This is a genomic window from Bradyrhizobium sp. CCBAU 51753 (assembly GCF_015291565.1).
GTDB classification, from domain to species: domain Bacteria; phylum Pseudomonadota; class Alphaproteobacteria; order Rhizobiales; family Xanthobacteraceae; genus Bradyrhizobium; species Bradyrhizobium ivorense.
Genome location: NZ_CP030037.1, coordinates 8,964,189 through 8,981,478, shown reverse-complemented (window position 1 = coordinate 8,981,478; position 17,290 = coordinate 8,964,189). Strand labels below are relative to the sequence as shown.

The following is a 17,290-nucleotide window of genomic DNA, read 5'->3' as shown; positions in this document are numbered from 1 at the left end:
CCTACGAAGCCGGCTCCCAGCCCTTCGGCGCCAGCTCGAATTTTGCGAACTCGAATGCCGGCGCCACGGTGCAGCCGACCAGCGTCCAGTCGCCGGCACTTTCCGCGGCCTGCCAGGCATGTGCCGGCACGATCGCCTGCGGCTGTTCGCCGCCTGCGACATCCGGCCCGAGCGTCACCGTTTGCGGGCTTCCGCCCTCCTGCGCGATCTGCAAGCGCAGCGGCGCGCCGGCGTAGTAGTGCCACATCTCGACCGCGTCGATGCGGTGCCAGTGCGAACGCTCGCTGCGCGCCAGCAAAAAATAGATCGCGGTGGAGCGGCTGCGTCCGCTGGCGTCGCAGCTCGCGTCGCGAAACGTCTCGCGAAAATGCCCGCCTTCGGGATGTGGCTGCAGGTCGAGCCGGGCGATGATCTCGGCAGCTGACAGTGCGGACATCAGGACTTGTTCTTGCGCTCGCGCAGCTCGCCGAACACCTGGGCCGGATCGGCGCCCTTCATGTGCAGCTTGGCCGCGACCGCAGGCTCGTCGGCGCGCAGGAACACGTTGGCCTTCTTCTCGTCGCCGAGCAGCACCGGGATCGTCGGCTTGTTCTCGGCGCGGAGCTTTGTCACCTCCGCGGCGCGCGCCTGCAAGTCGGGATTGTCGGCCTCGATGGTGAGGGCGAATTTGACGTTGGCGGCGGTGTATTCGTGGCCGCAGTAGAGCCGAAAATCATCCGGCAGCGAGCGCAGCTTCAAAAGCGAGTCCCACATCATCGGATAATTGCCCTCGAACACCCGGCCGCATCCGATCGAGAACAGCGTGTCGGCGGCGAACACCGCCTTCTCGCTGTCGAACACGTAGGAGATATGGTCCAGCGTATGGCCGGGCGTCTCGACGACGCGCGCGAGCAGGCTGCCGACCTTGATGACGTCGGCATTGACGGCGCGCAGATCGACATTGGCGATCTTGGCCGACTTGTCGTGCGGGGCGACGACGCGGCAGCCGTATTTCTGCTTCAGCTCCGCGACGCCGCCGACATGGTCGCCGTGGTGATGCGTGATCAGGATGTCGGTCAGCGTCCAGCCTTCGCGCTCCAGCGCCTTGATGATCGGGGCGGCCTCCGGCGCATCGATCGACGCCGTCGCTTTGGTCGCGGGGTCGTGGATCAGGTAGCCGAAATTGTCGGTGAGGCAGGTGAAGGTGCGAATCTCGGCGGCCATGTTATCTCCACGAATTGCTGGTGCGAGGGCGCTAACACGCCAAATATAGGGGTGAAATATGGCGTTAACGCTCCGGCGGCAACGCAATTTTGCGCGCCCCCGGGCCGCGAGCGGCATGTTAGGCTGAACCATGGACGTCATTGATCTCCGGGATTTCTACTCGCAGCGCCTCGGCATCGTGGCGCGGCAGCTGATCAACCGCGGTATCCGTGAGCGATGGCCCAATGCGGAGGGCCAGCGGGTGCTCGGCCTCGGCTACCCGACGCCCTATCTCGGCCTGTTCCGCGAGAGCTGCGAGCGCTGCATCGCCTTCATGCCGGCGGCCCAGGGCGTGCTGAAATGGCCGACCGGGCGCCCGGCGCTGGCCACCCTGATCGACGAGTTCTCGATGCCGTTGCCGGACGCCGCGGTCGACCGCGTGCTGCTGGTGCATGCGCTGGAGATGTCGGACGATCCGGAGCGGTTGCTGCGCGAGGTCTGGCGCGTGCTGGCGCCCTCGGGGCGGCTGATCGCGGTGATCCCGAACCGCCGCGGCGTATGGACGCGCACCGACACCACGCCGTTCGGCCATGGCCGGCCCTATTCGCGCGCGCAAATCACGCAGCTGTTGCGGCAGACCTGGTTCACGCCGACCGCATGGGGCGAGGCGCTGTTCATGCCGCCGGTGCAGGGCTCCTGGTTCCTGCGCTCGGCGGTGGCGTGGGAGCGCGTCGGCGCCGCGCTGTCGATGCCGTTCGCCGGCGTGCATATCGTCGAGGCGAGCAAGCAGGTCTACCGCGCCATCCCCGCGAACCGCGAGCGCGCCCGGCTGATTCCATCGCTGCAGCCGGTGCTGGTGCCGTCGTCGACGGCAACGCGCAAGGCGGCGCATACCGAGCGCTGATGCTGTTTGCATGCCTCCAATACGCAAATGCCCGGGCTAGGCCCGGGCATTTCGAATTGCAGGATTTGCAGCGCTAACCGATCAATGATCGGCAGCCTTACTCGTTACCCGGATTGAAGTCCTCGCTCGGCGCGGGCTGCGCGGCGGCGTCGGGACGCGGGCCGTGCGGACGGCGGCGCCGGCGCGGAAAGCGCTCGCCGCGCTCGCTGCGTTCACCGCCGCCATTGCCCTCATAGCTGCCGTTGACCTGCGGCTGCGGGCCGCCGGTGATGAAGGAGGGCAGGCGATCCACGCCGCTATCGGCCAGCACGGGCTGCGGCTGGTTCGCCGGCTGCGGCTGCGGCTGATATTGCGGCTGCTGACGATGCTCGCGCTCACGCTCGCGGTGCTCGCGCGGCTGCTGCTGATCGCGCTGGTAGGGCTGCTGGCCGTTCTCGCGCACATAGGGCTGCTGCTGTGGCACGAAGCCGGGCTCCTGGCCGAAGCTCGAATAGCCGTCGTTGTCGTCGTCGTTGTCGTCGGACGACGGCATCGCCTCGGCATCGGGCCGTGGCTGCTGCTGGTTCTGCCGGAATTGCTCCTGCGCGGCCGCGATGATCCGGTAATAGTGCTCGGCGTGCTGGTAGTAGTTCTCGGCCGCGACCGGATCGCCGGAGGAGCGCGCATCGCGCGCCAGCTGCACGTATTTCTCGGCCACGTGGGACGCCGTGCCGCGGATCTTGATATCGGGTCCGTTCGATTCGTACACCCGCGTCAGAGGATTCTGGCCGCGCCGGTTATTGTTGTTATTATTATTGTTGTTATTCCGGTTGCGCATCCGCTTGTTGTTCTGACCGTTTCTCATTTGTCGCCTTTATTCCAGCCCTGAAGTTATTGCAGTTCATTGCCTCTCCGATTCGGCGCGCATTCAAGCGCGCGGAATCGCACTACCGTCGAAAGTGGCTTCGATGTTGCCGACCATCTCGTTTCAGCAAAGTCGCGTTCAGCAAAGACGCGTTCCCCAACCGCCAGCGGATCGCGCCGGCGACCAAATCATTCCGCCTGTCGAGACAGGCCCAGTTCTCTCGCGTAAGTCTTCAAGCGCAATAACAGGCTTTCGTTCGCTTGGCGGTCGAGAGCAGCACAGCTCCAGCTATTGCGCTCAATGTGACCTGCGTTCTTGGAACCTTTGGATCGGCGGGCTCTGCTGAACCCTGGTCATCACCCCGTATCGGCTACGGGGGCCAGTACCGACGTTGTGGCCGGAACGTAGTCGTTCCCGGGGGTAATTCCAAGAGGTTTTTTTGCGTTCCAATAGGACTTTATCGGGGCAGCCGGCGGGCGGAAACCGCCCTCGGGATGCCCCCCAGATCGGCCCTGGGCGGCCCGGTTGGGGATAAGCCCGCAGCCGTCATCAGGGCTTCAACGTCGGCCTCCTGACCGCGGCCGATTTCGACAACCAGAAATCCGCCTGGCGCCAGAAGACCCGCAGAATGCGAGATCAGCGCGCGGTAGGCGTCGAGCCCGTCGGCGCCGCCGTCGAGCGCAGCGCGCGGATCGTGGTCGCGCACCTCGGTGGCGAGATCGGGGATCTCGGTTGTCCGGATATAGGGCGGGTTCGACACGATCAGGTCGAACGGGCCCACGAGCCCGCTACCAAAATCACAGTTAATCATCGTCGCGCGATCCGCAAGCCCGAGCGCCGCTGCGTTCTGGCGCGCGGTCTCGAGCGCCTCCGCCGAGATGTCGGTGCCGAAGCCAAGCGCGTGGGGCAGTTCCGACAGCAGCGCCAGCAGGATCGCGCCGCTGCCGGTGCCGAGATCGGCGACCCGCAGCGGACGTTTGGGCGCGCCATCGGCGCGCAGCAGCTCGAGCGCGCGCTCGACCACCGTCTCGGTGTCGGGGCGCGGCACCAGCGTCGCGGCGGAAAGCTCTAGCTGCAGCCCCCAAAACTCCTTGCTGCCGAGGATGCGCGCGACCGGCTCGCCGGCAAGCCGGCGCTGCGCGAGCGCTTCGATGCGATCCGCTTCGGTTGCGGTAAGGGTTCGATTGGCCGCGGAGATCATGCCGGTCAGATCGAGCCCGAGCGCGGCGCCGGCCAAAAGCCGCGCATCCAGCTCGGCCGACTCGTTGCCGGCGGCCTTGAGGCGCGCGGCCAGCGCGCGCCTGACGGTCTCGACGGTCTGGTGGTCAGCTGCTGCGCTCATCGCGCGTTGTTAGCCGATGGTCGGTGCGGCGTCGATATGGCTTGCGCCGCGCGCGGCCGGCGCGCACGGTTCGGGCATGAGCGCCCCGACCGGAAACAGCAACATGACGGCCTATGACGACCAGAACGTCTTCGCAAAGATCCTGCGCGGCGAGATCCCGAGCTTCAAGGTCTACGAGACCGACCGGACCTTCGCCTTTCTCGACATCATGCCGCGATCGCCGGGACATACGCTGGTGATCCCGAAGGCGCCGGCGCGCGGCATCCTCGATATCGCCGAGGACGACCTTGCCGAGGTCGCGCGGTCGGCCAAGCGCATCGCCATCGCCGCGATGCAAGCGTTTGATGCCGACGGCATCATCATCCAGCAGTTCAGCGAGCCCGCCAGCGGGCAGGTGGTGCTTCACCTTCATATGCATGTGATGCCGGTCAAGGCCGGCGTCGCGCTGCTGCCGGCACAGACCCACAAGCAGGACATGGACGTGCTCGCGGAACACGCGAAGCGGATGATTGCGGCGTTGGGAAATTGAGCGGGCGGCCTGGTCCGACGCGGGAATGCCGTAATCCGTATCCCGAGAGGCCATGCGCAATATCGGCTTCGTCATTGCGAGGCGCGTAGCGACGAAGCAATCCATTGCTCCGCGTATGATCGCTGCCGGCCGGAGCTGCGACACTCAGGCCGTTGAAAACATCGCCGGCCGCGGTATCCGGAGATGGTTTGCGTCATGGTAGCTTGGTAGCGTCGTCCGGTCTCCGCCATCGCGCGGACCACCTCCAGGGACGAGCGAATGCCGCAACCCAAGCAGCGCCGGACGACGGCCGGAACCACGACGCGCGGCGGCGCGGCGGGCGCGGTCGATTACGAGGCGCTGGCCCGCTTTCGCTACCAGCTGCGGACGTTTCTGGCGTTCAGCGAGCAGGCGGCCAAGCAGGCCGGATTGACCCCGCAGCAGCACCAGGCGCTGCTCGGCATCAAGGGCTTCGTCCGCCCGGGCCCCGCCACGATCGGCGACATCGCGCGGTTTCTGCTGGTCCGGCATCACTCCGCCGTCGAGCTGGTGGATCGCATGGTGAAGCTCGGGCTGATCAGCCGGCTCGCCGATCCCGAGGACGGCCGCCGCGTTCTGCTCAAGCTGACACAGAAGGGCGAGCAGAAGCTGCAGTCGCTGTCGCGGAAGAACGTCGAGGAACTGCGGCGCGCCGCGAGCCCGGCGCTGCGCCGGCTGTTGAAGTCATCGTCGCAGCCCGGCGAATCCTGAGCCTTACGCCGCGGCGCCCTGCGCCGCGAGCTGCGCGGCCTGGTGCTCGGTCGTCAGCGCATCGATCAGTTCGCCGAGCGCTTCGCCGGCGATCACCTGCGGCAATTTATAGAGCGTCAGATTGATGCGGTGGTCGGTGACGCGCCCTTGCGGAAAGTTGTAGGTGCGGATGCGCTCGGAGCGATCGCCGGAGCCGACCTTCTCCTTGCGGTCGGCGGAGCGCGCGGCCTCGACGCGCTGGCGCTCGGCGTCGTAGATGCGCGAGCGCAGGATGTTCATCGCCGAGGCGCGGTTCTTGTGCTGCGAGCGGCTGTCCTGCATCATCACCACGATGCCGGTCGGGATGTGGGTGATGCGGATCGCCGATTCGGTCTTGTTGACGTGCTGGCCGCCGGCGCCGCCGGCGCGCATGGTCTCGATCCGCAGGTCAGTGTCCTTGATGTCGACGTCGACATCCTCGACCTCCGGCAGCACCGCAACCGTCGCGGCCGAGGTGTGGATGCGCCCCTGCGTTTCGGTGTCGGGCACGCGCTGCACGCGGTGCACGCCGGATTCGAATTTCAGTTTTGCAAAGGCGCCGCGGCCCTGCACCTCGGCGATGATCTCCTTGTAGCCGCCGACGGTGCCTTCGCTGGCCGAGATCACCTCGACCTTCCAGCCCTGCAGGCCGGCAAACCGCTCATACATCCGGAACAGATCGCCGGCGAACAGCGAGGCCTCGTCGCCGCCGGTGCCGGCGCGGATTTCCAGCACGACGTTGCGGTCGTCCATCGCGTCCTTCGGCAGCAGCGCGACGCGGATCTTCTGCTCGAGCTCGCCGATGCGCGCCTGCAGCGTCTCGAGCTCGGCCTCCGCCATGCTGCGCATCTCGGGATCTTCAGCCGCGTCGGCCAGCAGCGCCTCGGCGCCGGCAAGCTCAGTTCGCGCCGAACGATAGTCCTTCACCGCATCGATCAGCGGATTGAGCTCGGCGAGCTCGCGGGTGATCGCAACATAGCGGTCGGAATTGACCTGGCCGAGCAGCTCGGCCTCGAGCGAGGCGTGATGGGCGAGCAGGATGTCGAGTTTGGCTTCGGGTAGCATGGCGATGTCTCGAATTGCGAAAGCGGGACGGCGAACGGCGACGGCAGCGTCGCTACAAGGCCAGCCCCTCGGTTTCCGCAAACTTGGTCAGCGCCGCGCGGATCGACACGCTGCCGGACGGCTTGTCGAGCAGCGGATTGATCATGGCCTCGGCCTTCTTGGCGTCGAGGTCGAGAATCATCGCCTTCACCGGGCCGTGCGCGGTTGCAGACAATGAAAGAGAACGGTAGCCGAGCGCGATCAGCGCCAGTGCGCCGATCGGCTTCGAGGCCATCTCGCCGCACAGCGAGGCCGCCTTCTTCGCGGTCTTGGCCTTGCGCACGATGTCGCGCAGCGCGCGCAGGATCGGCGCCGACAGGATGTCGAACCGCTCGGACACCTTGGCGTTGCCGCGATCGACCGCGAACAGGAACTGGAACAGATCGTTGGAGCCGACCGAGACGAAGTCGACCCGCTTCAACAGCTCGTCGAGCTGGTAGAGCAGGGCCGGGACCTCGACCATGGTGCCGACATCGATGCGCTCGGGCAGCGAATGGCCGTGCTGGCGCAGATAGGTCAATTCGCGCTCGACGATCGCCTTGGCCTGGTCGAATTCGGCGACATCCGAGATCATCGGGAACATGATCTTCAGCGCGCGGCCGCCGCCGGCGCGCAGCAGCGCGCGGATCTGGCCGCGCAGCAGGCCGGGGCGGTCGAGGCCGAGCCGGATCGCGCGCCAGCCGAGCGCCGGGTTCTCCTCGACCACGGTCTCCATATAGGGCAGCGCCTTGTCGCCGCCGATGTCGAGCGTACGGAAGGTGACGGGCTTTGTGCCCGCGGCATCCAGCACGGTGCGATACAGCGCGAGCTGATCGGTCGAGCGCGGCAGGCTCGGGCTCACCATGAACTGCAGCTCGGTGCGGAACAGGCCGATGCCGGCGCTGCCGGTGTCGTCGATATGCGGCAGGTCGATGGTCAGGCCGGCATTGATCAGAAGCTCGATCGGCTGGCCGTCCTTGGTGACGCAGGGCTTGTCGCGCAGCGCCGAATATTGCGCCTGCCGCCGCGCGCGGAACCGGACCCGTTCGGCATAGGCGGATTCGATCTCGGTGGAGGGCCGGACATAGATCTCGCCGGAAATGCCGTCGACGATGATGGCATCGCCGGGATCGGCGATGCCGGGGGCGTTCGGCACCTCGCCGACCGCGGGAATGCCGAGCGCGCGCGCCACGATCGAGACGTGCGAATTCGCGGTGCCTTCCTCCAGCACCAGGCCGCGCAGCCGCTTGCGGTCGTAGTCGAGCAGCGCCGCCGGGCCCATCGCGCGGGCGATCAAAATGGCGTTGTCGGGCAGCTGCTCGCGCGAGGGCGCGTGATCCTGGCCGACCAGCTGCCGCATCAGGCGGTGGCCGAGATCCTCGAGATCGTGCAGGCGGTCGCGCAGATAAGGATCGGTCGAGCGCAGCATGCGGGCGCGGGTGTCGGACTGCACGCGTTCGACGGCGGCCTCCGCGGTCAGGCCGGTGGCGACCGCCTCATGCAGCTTGTGCGACCAGCCCTGGTCGTTGGCGAACATGCGGTAGGCTTCCAGCACCTCGCGGTGCTCGCCGCCTTCGGCGACGTCGCCGCGCTCCAGGAGGCGGTCGAGGTCGGCGCGCAGGCTGGCCAGCGCCGTGTCGAGCCGCTTGACCTCCTTCGGCAGGTCCTCGGCGATGTAATTGGTGATGACGACGCGCGGCTCGTGCAGCACGACATGGCCGAGCGCGATACCGTCGGACAGCACCGCGCCGGTCTTGTGCAGCGAGTGCCGTGCCGCCGGCTCGGCGCCGGGCTGCGCCAGCGCGGCGAGCTCGCCGGAGGCGATCATCTCCGCCAGCACCATGGCGGTGGTCTGCAGCGCCTCGACCTCTTCCTCGACATAGGTGCGCTTGGCGCGGTTCTGCACCACCAGCACGCCGAGCGTGTTGCCGGCGCGCAGGATCGGCACGCCGAGGAACGAGTGGTAGGCCTCTTCGCCGGTCTCCGGGCGGTAGGAGAAGGCCGGATGGCTCTGCGCGTCGGACAGGTTCAGCGGCGTCGCCTCGCTGGCGACAAGGCCGACCAGGCCCTCATGCGCGCTCAGCACGGTGTGGTGCACGGCGTCGCGGTTGAGGCCTTCGGTGGCGTAGAGCTCCAGCGTGTTGTCGACGCGCAGCACATAGGTCGAGCACACCTCGGCCACCATGTTGGCCGCGATCAGCACCACGATCTTGTCGAGGCGCTCCTGCGCGGAGACTTGCTCCGCCATGGTTTCGCGGAGCCGTCTCAACAGGATGCGCGGGCCTCCCGAGGCGCTCCGCATGTGCTTTCAGTCCCTCCCGCCAAACCAGCGCGCCGGGGGTGCCGGCCGCTGGCGCAAAACTCGTCAAATCCAGCAATTTTAGTGATTCGGCGTCGCCGCGAACACCGGTCCCCGCCGAATCGGGATCGCCAAAACTGTGGCACAGTTTGCGGCAGCCCACCTGACTGGCCGTATAGCCAATCGAGGCTTGCTTTGCCAAGCAAAACGCCTGCCAGTAGCAAATAACGTCTGCGTCAGCCCAATGCTGCGCCCGCTAAGAGAAATTCTAACTCCGGGCGACGGGGACGAACCGCTTCTCTTCCCTTCTCCCCTTGTGGGAGAAGGTGGCGCGGACGCGGTCCGCGACGGATGAGGGGTTCTCCCCCGCTTGCGAGACTGCCCGAGTGGAGAGAACCCCTCACCCCGGCTTTGCTTCGCGAAACCACCCTCTCCCACAAGGGGAGAGGGTTTACAGCGCCCTACGCCTGATCCAGCCCGTACAGCGTGTGCAGCGTGCGCACCGCGAGCTCGGTGTAGGCTGCGTCGATCAAGACCGAGAACTTGATCTCGGACGTGGTGATGGCGCGGATGTTGATGTTGCGCTCGGCCAGCGCGCGGAACGCCTTCGAGGCGACGCCGGCATGGCTGCGCATGCCGCTGCCGATCACCGAGACCTTGGCGACGTCGGTCGCGGTGTCCAGCCGAGCATAGCCGATCTTGGCCTTGGCGGCGGTAATGGTGTCCTTGGCGCGGTTATAGTCGGCGGCCGGAACGGTGAAGGTGAGGTCGGTGGTCTTGCCGTCCTCCGACACGTTCTGCACGATCATGTCGACATTGATGTTGGCATCCGCGAGCGGCCCGAAGATCGAGGCGGCAACGCCCGGCTTGTCTTCGATCTGGCGCACGGAAATCTGGGCCTCGTCCTTGGAGAAGGCGATGCCGGTGACGACGTGCATTTCCATGATTTCCTCCTCGCTGCAGATCAGCGTGCCCGGCGGCTGGTTGGCGTGCGGGTCGATATCCTCAGGCTTGTCGAAGCTGGAGCGCACGAAGATCGGCATGTTGTGCACCATGCCGAGTTCCACCGAGCGGACCTGCAGCACCTTGGCGCCCTGCGAGGCCAGCTCCAGCATGTCCTCGAAGGCGATCTTGTCGAGCCGGCGCGCCTTCGGCACCACGCGGGGATCGGTGGTGTAGACGCCGTCGACGTCGGTGTAGATGTCGCAGCGGTCGGCGCGCAGCGCGGCCGCGATCGCCACCGCCGAGGTGTCGGAGCCGCCGCGGCCGAGCGTCGTGATGCGGCCGGTCTGCGGGTTGATGCCCTGGAAGCCGGCGATCACGGCAACCTCCTTGCGCTCCTTGAAGCGGGTCATGATCTCGCTGCCGTCGATCTCGAGGATGCGCGCCGAGGCATGCGCATCCGAGGTCTTGATCGGGATCTGCCAGCCCTGCCAGGAGCGCGCCTGGATGCCGAGGCCCTGCAGCACGATCGCGAGCAGGCCGGAGGTGACCTGTTCGCCGGAGGCGACCACCGCGTCATATTCCCGTGCATCGTGCAGCGGCGACGCCTCGGTGCACCAGCCGACCAGCTCGTTGGTCTTGCCGGACATCGCGGAGACCACGACGGCGACCTCATGGCCCGCCTCGACCTCGCGCTTCACGTGCTGGGCGACGTTGCGGATGCGATCGATATTGGCGACGGACGTACCGCCGAATTTCATCACGAGGCGGCCCATGACGACGCGTCTATTCCTTTAAGAGGATAAGTAGGTTAACCCACGCCGAAAACCGCAAGCGCGGGCACCGAAAGGCGCGTATACATAGCGGCGCGCCCGGGGGCAAGGTGGTTCCTGCGGGACTTTTGGGGGTGTTTTGCGGTGTTTCACCCGTCGCGGGCGGGGCTGTGGCGCCGTGGTTACTCGAAGGCGGAGCGGATGGGCCGTTACATCGACGAAATCCTGCAGCCGGGCGAGAAGGTGCTGTATTCCACCAACGCGCACTGGATGTTCTATCTGCCGGCGATCGGGGCATGGACCGTGGTGGTGGTGCTGCTGATCCTGTCGCGGCTCGTGACCGTCGACGGCCTCGTCCTGGTCTGCCTTGCGGCCGCCGCGGTGGTGGCGGTCGCGGCGGTCTACTGGACCATCAGGGCCTGGTTCCACCGGCTCACCACCGAGACCGACGTCACCAACCTGCGCGTTGTCCACAAGACCGGCTTCATCACCCGCAAGACGTTCGAGATGAGTCTCGACAAGGTCGAGAGCGTCGATGTCTATCAGAGCATCATGGGACGCATTCTCAACTACGGCGATGTCACCATTCAAGGTGTCGGCGAGGGCAGGCAAAAGATCGAGACTATCGCCTCGCCGCTGGCGTTCCGCAGTGCGATCACCGCGCGATAGAGGCGCGCGCTAACCATGGCCATGCAAACAAGTCACTCCAATGCCTCCGCCAGCTCGGTCGATCCGGCCGAGATCGCGAAATTTTCAAAGCTGTCGGACGAATGGTGGGATCCGCACGGCAAGATGGCGCCGCTGCACAAGATCAATCCGCTGCGCCTGACCTACATCCGCGACGCCGCCTGCCGCAAGTTCGAGCGTAACGCCAAGAGTCTCGGCTGCCTGTCCGGCCTGCGCGTGCTCGACATCGGCTGCGGGGCCGGGCTGTTGTGCGAGCCGTTGACGCGGCTGGGCGCCCAGGTGATCGGCATCGATCCCTCCGCCACCAACATATCGGCCGCCAAGCTCCACGCCGACAAGGGCCATCTGTCGATCGACTACCGCTGCACCACGGTCGAGGACATGGACGTGCGCGAGCGCTTCGACATCGTGCTGGCGATGGAGGTGGTCGAACACGTCACCGACGTCGGTGCCTTCCTCAAGCGCTGCGCGGCGATGCTCAAGCCCGGCGGGCTAATGGTGGTCTCGACGTTGAACCGCAACTGGAAGAGCTTTGCGCTCGCCATCGTCGGCGCCGAATACGTGCTGCGCTGGCTGCCGCGCGGCACCCACGAGTGGAGTAAGTTCGTCACCCCCGCCGAGCTCGAACGCTACCTCGGCGACCTCAACCTCACCGTCACCGAACAGGCCGGCGTGGTCTACAACCCGCTCGCCGACAAATGGAGCGTCTCGTCCGACATGGACGTGAACTACATGGTGATCGCGGAGGAGGTGTGAGGCGACTGGCACGGCCATAGCCACACAACAGGTGCCGTCCCTGCGAAAGCGCTGATCTATCGTCACGAATGCGAAGCTGCGTCCCCACCCAATACTGTCATCGCCCGGCTTGACCGGGCGATCCAGTACGCCGCGGCCTGCCGGCTCAACCACTACGGCCTCTGGAATACTGGATCACCCGGTCGAGCCGGGTGATGACACCGGTTATTTGGCACGCGATGCGAGACTGCACTCACTGTCGTCCCTGCTTGCAGGGACGACAGGAATTTGCGTCTCCACCCACTACCGTCATCGCCCGGCTTGACCGGGCGATCCAGTACGCCGCGGCCTATCGGCTCAATCACCACGGCCTCTGGAATACTGGATCACCCGCCTTCGCGGGTGATGACACGGTCTGCTTGGCGCGCGATGCGAGACCGCACTCACTGTCGTCCCTGCTCGCAGGGACGACAGGAATTTGTGGCGCCATCGCAATCCTGTCATGCGCTGACTTGGTTTGACCGCATCGGCGGCAATCGGCACGGTGCTGATATACTCCCGCCCGGCACGCTTTCCGCAACGCATATGTTCACGCTCGCTTCGCTCTGGATTCCCTTCACCATCGTTGCCGCGTTCGGGCAGGTGGCGCGCAATGCGATGCAGCGGCATCTGACCGGGCCGCTCGGGACCTGGGGCGCGACCAATATCCGCTTTCTGTTCGGGCTGCCGTTCTCGGTGCTGTTCTTCGCGCTCGCGGTGATCGCGACCGGCGACCGCGTGCCGTGGCCGTCGAGCGCGTTCTGGCCGTGGCTCGTCACCGGCGCGCTGAGCCAGATCGTCGGCACCGGATTCATGCTGCTGGCGATGAACGACCGCTCCTTCGTGGTGACCACGGCCTACATGAAGACCGAGGCGATCCAGACCGCGATCTTCGGCTTCATCTTCCTCGGTGATCATCTCACGGCGGCCAAGGTGATCGCGATCGTGATCGCCACGGTCGGCGTCGTCATCACCGCGCTGCGGCCCGGCGGCTCGAGGAGCTTTGCCGATCTGCGCCCGACCGTGCTCGGCCTCGGCGCCGCCGCGGTGTTCGCGATCTCGGCGGTGAGCTTTCGCGGCGCCATCATCGCGGTGCCCGGCGTCTCGTTCGTGACGGCAGCCTCCTACACGCTGATATGGAGCCTGTTCGTGCAGACGCTGATCCTGTCGGTGTATCTCTTGCTGCGCGCGCCCGACGTGCTGCGGAAAATCCTCGGCCTCTGGCGCCCGTCGATGTTCGCCGGCTTCATGGGCGCGTTCTCCTCGCAGTTCTGGTTCCTGGCGTTCGCGCTGACGGCGGCGGCCAATGTGCGCACGCTGGCGCTGATCGAGGTGCTGTTCGCACAGGGCGTGGCGTATTTCTCGCTCAAGCAGCCGTTCTCGCTGCGCGAGCTGATCGGCATCGTCCTGATCGTGATCGGGGTGGCGTTGCTGGTGGCGAGCTGACGCTAAAGCGCGATGAGATTGGGTTGAATCGTCATCGCGCTTTCGCTCTTTATTTGAGCATGATCTTTTCGGAAAACCGCTTCACACTTTTCCGGATCATGCTCTAAGCGTCAGTTCCGGTCTTCCGGCAGCGTCGGCAGCGGCGAGACCTCGACGCCTTCGTCGATCAGCGAGCGCGCTTCTTCGGGGGACGCCTCGCCATAGATCGGGCGGTGCTCGATATCGCCGTAATGCATCTTGCGGGCTTCGTTGGGGAAGCGGTCGCCGACATTGTCGGCGTTCTTGACGATGTGGTCGCGCAGCTCCTTCAGCTTGGCGCGCAGCTCGCGCTCCTGTGCCATCATCAGCGAGGTCGGCTCGCTGGCGGCAGCTTCCGCGGGCGCGGCGCCAGGTGCGGGCTGTGCCGGCTCGCGGCCCTTCTTGCCGATCACCTGCGGCGCCATGATCGCGCGCTCGACCTCGCTCGAGCCGCAGGTCGGGCAATCGATCAGGTGCCGCCGCTCCTGCGATTCATAGGCCGAGGAACTCTGGAACCAGCTCTCGAACTGGTGACCGCGCGCGCACCGTAGGGTGTAGCGGATCATGCCGAGCCCCGGACGAGGTGCAGATGCTCCGGACCGGCCTTCGGGTCGGCGATGCCGAAGCGTCGGCCGTGCTGCAGCGAGGGAATGGTCTTGCGTGCGGTCTCGACCTTGGCGGTATCGATCTCGGCCAGGAACACGCCGGGCTCGACGCCGCCCTCGGCGATGATCTCGCCCCAGGGATCGACGATCAGCGAATGCCCAAAGGTTTCGCGCTTGTTCTCATGCAGGCCGGCCTGCGCTGCCGCGAACACGAAACAGCCGGTCTCGATGGCGCGGGCGCGCAGCAGCGTGTGCCAATGCGCTTCGCCGGTCTTGCGGGTGAAGGCGGACGGCACCGTGAGGAACCAGGCGCCGGCCTCCGCGAGCGCGCGATAGAGCGCCGGGAAGCGCACGTCGTAGCAGATCGTCAGCCCGATCCGGCCCCACGGCAGGTCCGAGATCACCGCGGTCTCGCCGGGCTGGTAATTGGCGGATTCGCGATAGCTCTCGCCGCCCGGCAGATCGATGTCGAACATGTGGATCTTGTCGTAGCTCGCGAGCAGGTTGCCCTCGGGCCCGATCAGGAACGAGCGGTTCACCGCCTTCTCGGGCGAATAGCGCAGCGCCAGCGAGCCGATATGCAGATGGATCTTCAATTCGGCGGCGAGCGCGCGATAGGCCTGCAGCGACTTGTCGTCCTCCTCGCTCGCCAGGTGCTCGAACAGCGCCTTGCGGTTCAGCTGCATCATGTTGCTGACTTCGGGCGTCTGCACATAGTTGGCGCCCTGCGCCGCCGCCTCGCGGATCAGCCGCATGCCCTGCTCGAGGCTCGGCTCCGGCAGCAGCGAGGTGCGCATCTGCACCATGGCGGCAGTGAAGGTGGTGTGCTCGGCCATCAGGCGCCGCCTCCGTTCGCGAGCAGGCCGTCGAGCTTGCCCTCGCGGTCGAGCGCGTAGAGCTCGTCGCAGCCGCCGACATGCATTTTGTCGATGAAGATCTGCGGAAAGGTCGAGCCGGCACCGGCGCGGTCGTACATCTCGTCGCGATAGGACGGGTTGCTGGCGACGCTGAGCTCGGTGAACGCGGCGTTCTTGCGCGTCAGCAGCGATTTGGCCGCGGTGCAATAACCGCAGCCCGGGCGGGTGTAGATTTCAATGGCAGCGGTCATGATGCGCTCGGTTGAACCAGAAGTCCCGGATTATATGGGAGCGCGGTGGGTATCGACAACCCGGGCAAACACCAGCACGTCGACCTGCGCCGCTTTGGCGCGCAGCAGCGCCCGCGCGCAGGCATCCGCCGTGGCGCCGGACGTCAGGACGTCGTCGACCAGGATGACGCGGCGGCCCTGGATCTCAGCCTTGCGCTCATCGGCGACCCCGAATGCGCCCTGGACATTGCTGGCGCGGTCCTTGCGCGACAGTCCGATCTGCTGCTCGGTGGCGCGGATGCGCCGCAGCGCCTCGGAGGCCATTTTGACGCCGCTCTGGCGCGAGATCACCTTGGCGAGCGCGCCGGACTGGTTGTAGCGCCGGCTCCAGCCGCGCCGCCAGTGCAGGGGAACCGGGATCAGCAGGTCGGCACCGTCGAGCAATTCCTTCCCCGCGCGTGCCATCCAGCGACCCATGGTCGGCGCCAGATCGGTACGATCCTGGTATTTTAATGCATGCACCAGCGTCCGCGCGACGTCGTCATAGCGCACCGCGGCGCGGGCGCGCTGGTAGGCCGGGGGACTGGCGATCGCCTCCATCGACAGCAGGTCCGGCCCGGGATCGTAGACAAAGGGAATGCCGAGCCGCGGGCAGAACGGCGGCGCGATGAACGACAATTTCGCCCAGCACGCCGCGCACACCCCCTCGCCATGCACCGGCTCCCGGCAGGACACGCACAGCGTCGGCAGCGCGATGTCGAGCGCCATTCGCGTCGCGCGCAGCCACACCCCGCTGACCGCAGCGGCGGCACGGTGCAGATGGCTTGCTATGCTGGGGCGCGGTGATGCTTCGGCGTCCATAGGGAGAGGCTAGCGCCTGAGCTGCGAAGGCTCAAGGCGCATTGCCTGTGGCTGCGGTCCGTCGTAACCAGCCGCCATGGCATCGAACTCGGCCACCGCTCCCGTCCTGTTCGACCGCGCGCTGCTCGGCGTGCGGCTTGCCCGCGCACAACACGAAGGCGCCGTGACTTTCCTGCTCGATCGCGCGGCCGAAGACATGGTCGATCGGCTGCAGGCGGTGTCACGCAGCTTTGCCGCGGCGGCCGATGTCTGGACGCCGGGCGACGGACTTGCCGAGGCGTTGCGTGGGCGCGCCGGGTCGGTCGATGCGATCGCGTTCAGCGCATCTGAAGCGCTTGGCCTGGTGCCTGAATCGCTCGATCTGGCGGTCTCCGCGCTGGCGTTTCAGTTCGTCAACGATCTGCCCGGCGTGCTGGCGCAGCTCCGTCGCGCGCTGAGGCCGGATGGGCTTCTGCTCGCGGCGATGCTCGGCGGCGACACGCTGACCGAGCTCAGGCAGAGCTTTGCCGCCGCCGAGGCGGAATGCGAGGGCGGCGTGTCGCCGCGCGTCGCGCCGTTCGCCGACCTGCGCGACATCGGCGCGCTGCTGCAGCGCGCCGGGTTTGCCTTGCCGGTCACCGACGTCGACCGCGTCGTGGTGCGCTACGCCAGCGCCTTCGCGCTGATGGCCGATCTCAGGCGGATGGGCGCCACCAACGTGCTGCGCGAGCGCCGCCACGCCCCGACCCGTCGCGCCACCATGCTGCGCATGGCGCAGCTCTACGCCGAGCGCTTCGCCGACGCAGACGGCCGCATCCGCGCCACCTTCGACATCGTCTGGCTCTCCGGCTGGGCCCCGCACGAAAGCCAGCCCAAGCCGCTGAAGCCGGGCTCGGCCAAGGCGAGCCTGGAGGCCGCAGTGAAGCAGGTGAAGCGCTGAAGCGTGAGGTGAGCACGCTCTTCAGGCTCCCTCCCCCCTTGCGGGGGAGGGTTGGGGAGAGGGGTGGCCCCGGGGCGAGATGCGTAAACAAGTCGATGCTAAATAAATCAAGCGTCGCGCTCACCGCTGAGTGTCCTTCGCACTCGACAAATAGCGGAGCAAGCGGCACCCCTCTCCCTAACCCTCTCCCGCAAGGGGAGAGGGAACCCTCCCAGCGGAGCGTCCCTCACATCGCTGATGACTGGCGC

The 17,290-nt window shown here is 66.6% G+C and carries 18 protein-coding genes; 7 read left to right on the top strand and 11 right to left on the bottom strand.

Features of this window, described 5'->3' with window-relative positions; translation table 11 throughout:
* Nucleotide 1 precedes the first annotated feature (1 nt).
* Nucleotides 2–436 (bottom strand): cupin domain-containing protein, encoded by a 435-nt coding sequence (locus XH93_RS41200; RefSeq protein ID WP_194471827.1) that lies wholly within the window; start codon nt 434–436, stop codon nt 2–4.
* Nucleotides 436–1,203 carry a hydroxyacylglutathione hydrolase gene (gene gloB, locus XH93_RS41195; protein ID WP_194471826.1) on the bottom strand — a complete coding sequence of 256 codons (768 nt, stop codon included), beginning with the start codon at nt 1,201–1,203 and terminating at the stop codon, nt 436–438. Before gloB ends, XH93_RS41200 begins: the two co-directional genes overlap by 1 nt.
* A gap of 130 nt (nt 1,204–1,333) precedes the next feature.
* On the opposite strand from gloB, the gene XH93_RS41190 reads away from it, so the two are divergent.
* Nucleotides 1,334–2,086, top strand: coding sequence for a class I SAM-dependent methyltransferase (locus XH93_RS41190; RefSeq protein WP_139481710.1), 753 nt, complete (start codon nt 1,334–1,336; stop codon nt 2,084–2,086).
* A gap of 97 nt (nt 2,087–2,183) precedes the next feature.
* Here the strand turns inward: XH93_RS41190 and XH93_RS41185 are convergent, their stop codons facing one another.
* Nucleotides 2,184–2,930 (bottom strand): DUF4167 domain-containing protein, encoded by a 747-nt coding sequence (locus XH93_RS41185; protein WP_139481711.1) that lies wholly within the window; start codon nt 2,928–2,930, stop codon nt 2,184–2,186.
* 457 nt (nt 2,931–3,387) lie between these two features.
* The gene (prmC, locus tag XH93_RS41180; protein ID WP_194471825.1) at nt 3,388–4,272 is read right to left on the bottom strand and encodes a peptide chain release factor N(5)-glutamine methyltransferase; all 885 of its coding nucleotides are present in this window, start codon (nt 4,270–4,272) and stop codon (nt 3,388–3,390) included.
* Between the two features lie 103 nt (nt 4,273–4,375).
* Here prmC and XH93_RS41175 point away from each other — a divergent pair, with 103 nt between their 5' ends.
* Nucleotides 4,376–4,801 carry an HIT family protein gene (locus XH93_RS41175; RefSeq protein ID WP_194471824.1) on the top strand — a complete coding sequence of 142 codons (426 nt, stop codon included), beginning with the start codon at nt 4,376–4,378 and terminating at the stop codon, nt 4,799–4,801.
* 258 nt (nt 4,802–5,059) lie between these two features.
* Nucleotides 5,060–5,530 carry a MarR family winged helix-turn-helix transcriptional regulator gene (locus XH93_RS41170; RefSeq protein WP_194471823.1) on the top strand — a complete coding sequence of 157 codons (471 nt, stop codon included), beginning with the start codon at nt 5,060–5,062 and terminating at the stop codon, nt 5,528–5,530.
* A 3-nt stretch (nt 5,531–5,533) separates the two neighbouring features.
* On the opposite strand, the gene prfA is transcribed toward XH93_RS41170, so the two are convergent.
* From prfA to XH93_RS41155, 3 genes are all read right to left on the bottom strand, one after another.
* A complete protein-coding gene (gene prfA / locus XH93_RS41165) occupies nt 5,534–6,619 on the bottom strand; it encodes a peptide chain release factor 1 (protein WP_194475537.1) in 1,086 nt (361 codons plus the stop codon).
* Nucleotides 6,620–6,665: 46 nt separating this feature from the next.
* A complete protein-coding gene (ptsP, locus tag XH93_RS41160; protein ID WP_194471822.1) occupies nt 6,666–8,933 on the bottom strand; it encodes a phosphoenolpyruvate--protein phosphotransferase in 2,268 nt (755 codons plus the stop codon).
* A 458-nt stretch (nt 8,934–9,391) separates the two neighbouring features.
* The gene (locus XH93_RS41155) at nt 9,392–10,648 is read right to left on the bottom strand and encodes an aspartate kinase (protein ID WP_194471821.1); all 1,257 of its coding nucleotides are present in this window, start codon (nt 10,646–10,648) and stop codon (nt 9,392–9,394) included.
* A 198-nt stretch (nt 10,649–10,846) separates the two neighbouring features.
* Here XH93_RS41155 and XH93_RS41150 point away from each other — a divergent pair, with 198 nt between their 5' ends.
* The 3 genes from XH93_RS41150 (at nt 10,847) to XH93_RS41140 (ending at nt 13,552) form a co-directional block, all read left to right on the top strand.
* On the top strand, nt 10,847–11,314 hold the full coding sequence (locus XH93_RS41150) for a PH domain-containing protein (RefSeq protein ID WP_194471820.1): 468 nt from the start codon (nt 10,847–10,849) through the stop codon (nt 11,312–11,314).
* 15 nt (nt 11,315–11,329) lie between these two features.
* Nucleotides 11,330–12,088: a bifunctional 2-polyprenyl-6-hydroxyphenol methylase/3-demethylubiquinol 3-O-methyltransferase UbiG gene (ubiG, locus tag XH93_RS41145; protein WP_194471819.1), complete on the top strand. Its 759-nt coding sequence runs from the start codon at nt 11,330–11,332 to the stop codon at nt 12,086–12,088.
* 564 nt (nt 12,089–12,652) lie between these two features.
* Complete coding sequence (locus tag XH93_RS41140) at nt 12,653–13,552, top strand: DMT family transporter (RefSeq protein ID WP_194471818.1); 900 nt, start codon at nt 12,653–12,655, stop codon at nt 13,550–13,552.
* A gap of 110 nt (nt 13,553–13,662) precedes the next feature.
* Here the strand turns inward: XH93_RS41140 and XH93_RS41135 are convergent, their stop codons facing one another.
* The 4 genes from XH93_RS41135 to XH93_RS41120 are packed head-to-tail and all read right to left on the bottom strand — an operon-like array spanning nt 13,663 to nt 16,123.
* Nucleotides 13,663–14,136, bottom strand: a complete 474-nt coding sequence (locus XH93_RS41135) for a DUF1178 family protein (RefSeq protein WP_194471817.1) — start codon at nt 14,134–14,136, stop codon at nt 13,663–13,665.
* Complete coding sequence (locus tag XH93_RS41130) at nt 14,133–15,011, bottom strand: carbon-nitrogen hydrolase family protein (RefSeq protein WP_139864892.1); 879 nt, start codon at nt 15,009–15,011, stop codon at nt 14,133–14,135. The genes XH93_RS41135 and XH93_RS41130 overlap by 4 nt, the downstream gene beginning before the upstream one ends.
* The gene (grxC, locus tag XH93_RS41125) at nt 15,011–15,283 is read right to left on the bottom strand and encodes a glutaredoxin 3 (protein WP_139864893.1); all 273 of its coding nucleotides are present in this window, start codon (nt 15,281–15,283) and stop codon (nt 15,011–15,013) included. Before grxC ends, XH93_RS41130 begins: the two co-directional genes overlap by 1 nt.
* 30 nt (nt 15,284–15,313) lie before the next feature.
* The gene (locus XH93_RS41120) at nt 15,314–16,123 is read right to left on the bottom strand and encodes a ComF family protein (protein WP_194471816.1); all 810 of its coding nucleotides are present in this window, start codon (nt 16,121–16,123) and stop codon (nt 15,314–15,316) included.
* A 76-nt stretch (nt 16,124–16,199) separates the two neighbouring features.
* On the opposite strand from XH93_RS41120, the gene XH93_RS41115 reads away from it, so the two are divergent.
* Complete coding sequence (locus tag XH93_RS41115; RefSeq protein ID WP_194471815.1) at nt 16,200–17,042, top strand: methyltransferase domain-containing protein; 843 nt, start codon at nt 16,200–16,202, stop codon at nt 17,040–17,042.
* Nucleotides 17,043–17,290: the final 248 nt, after the last annotated feature.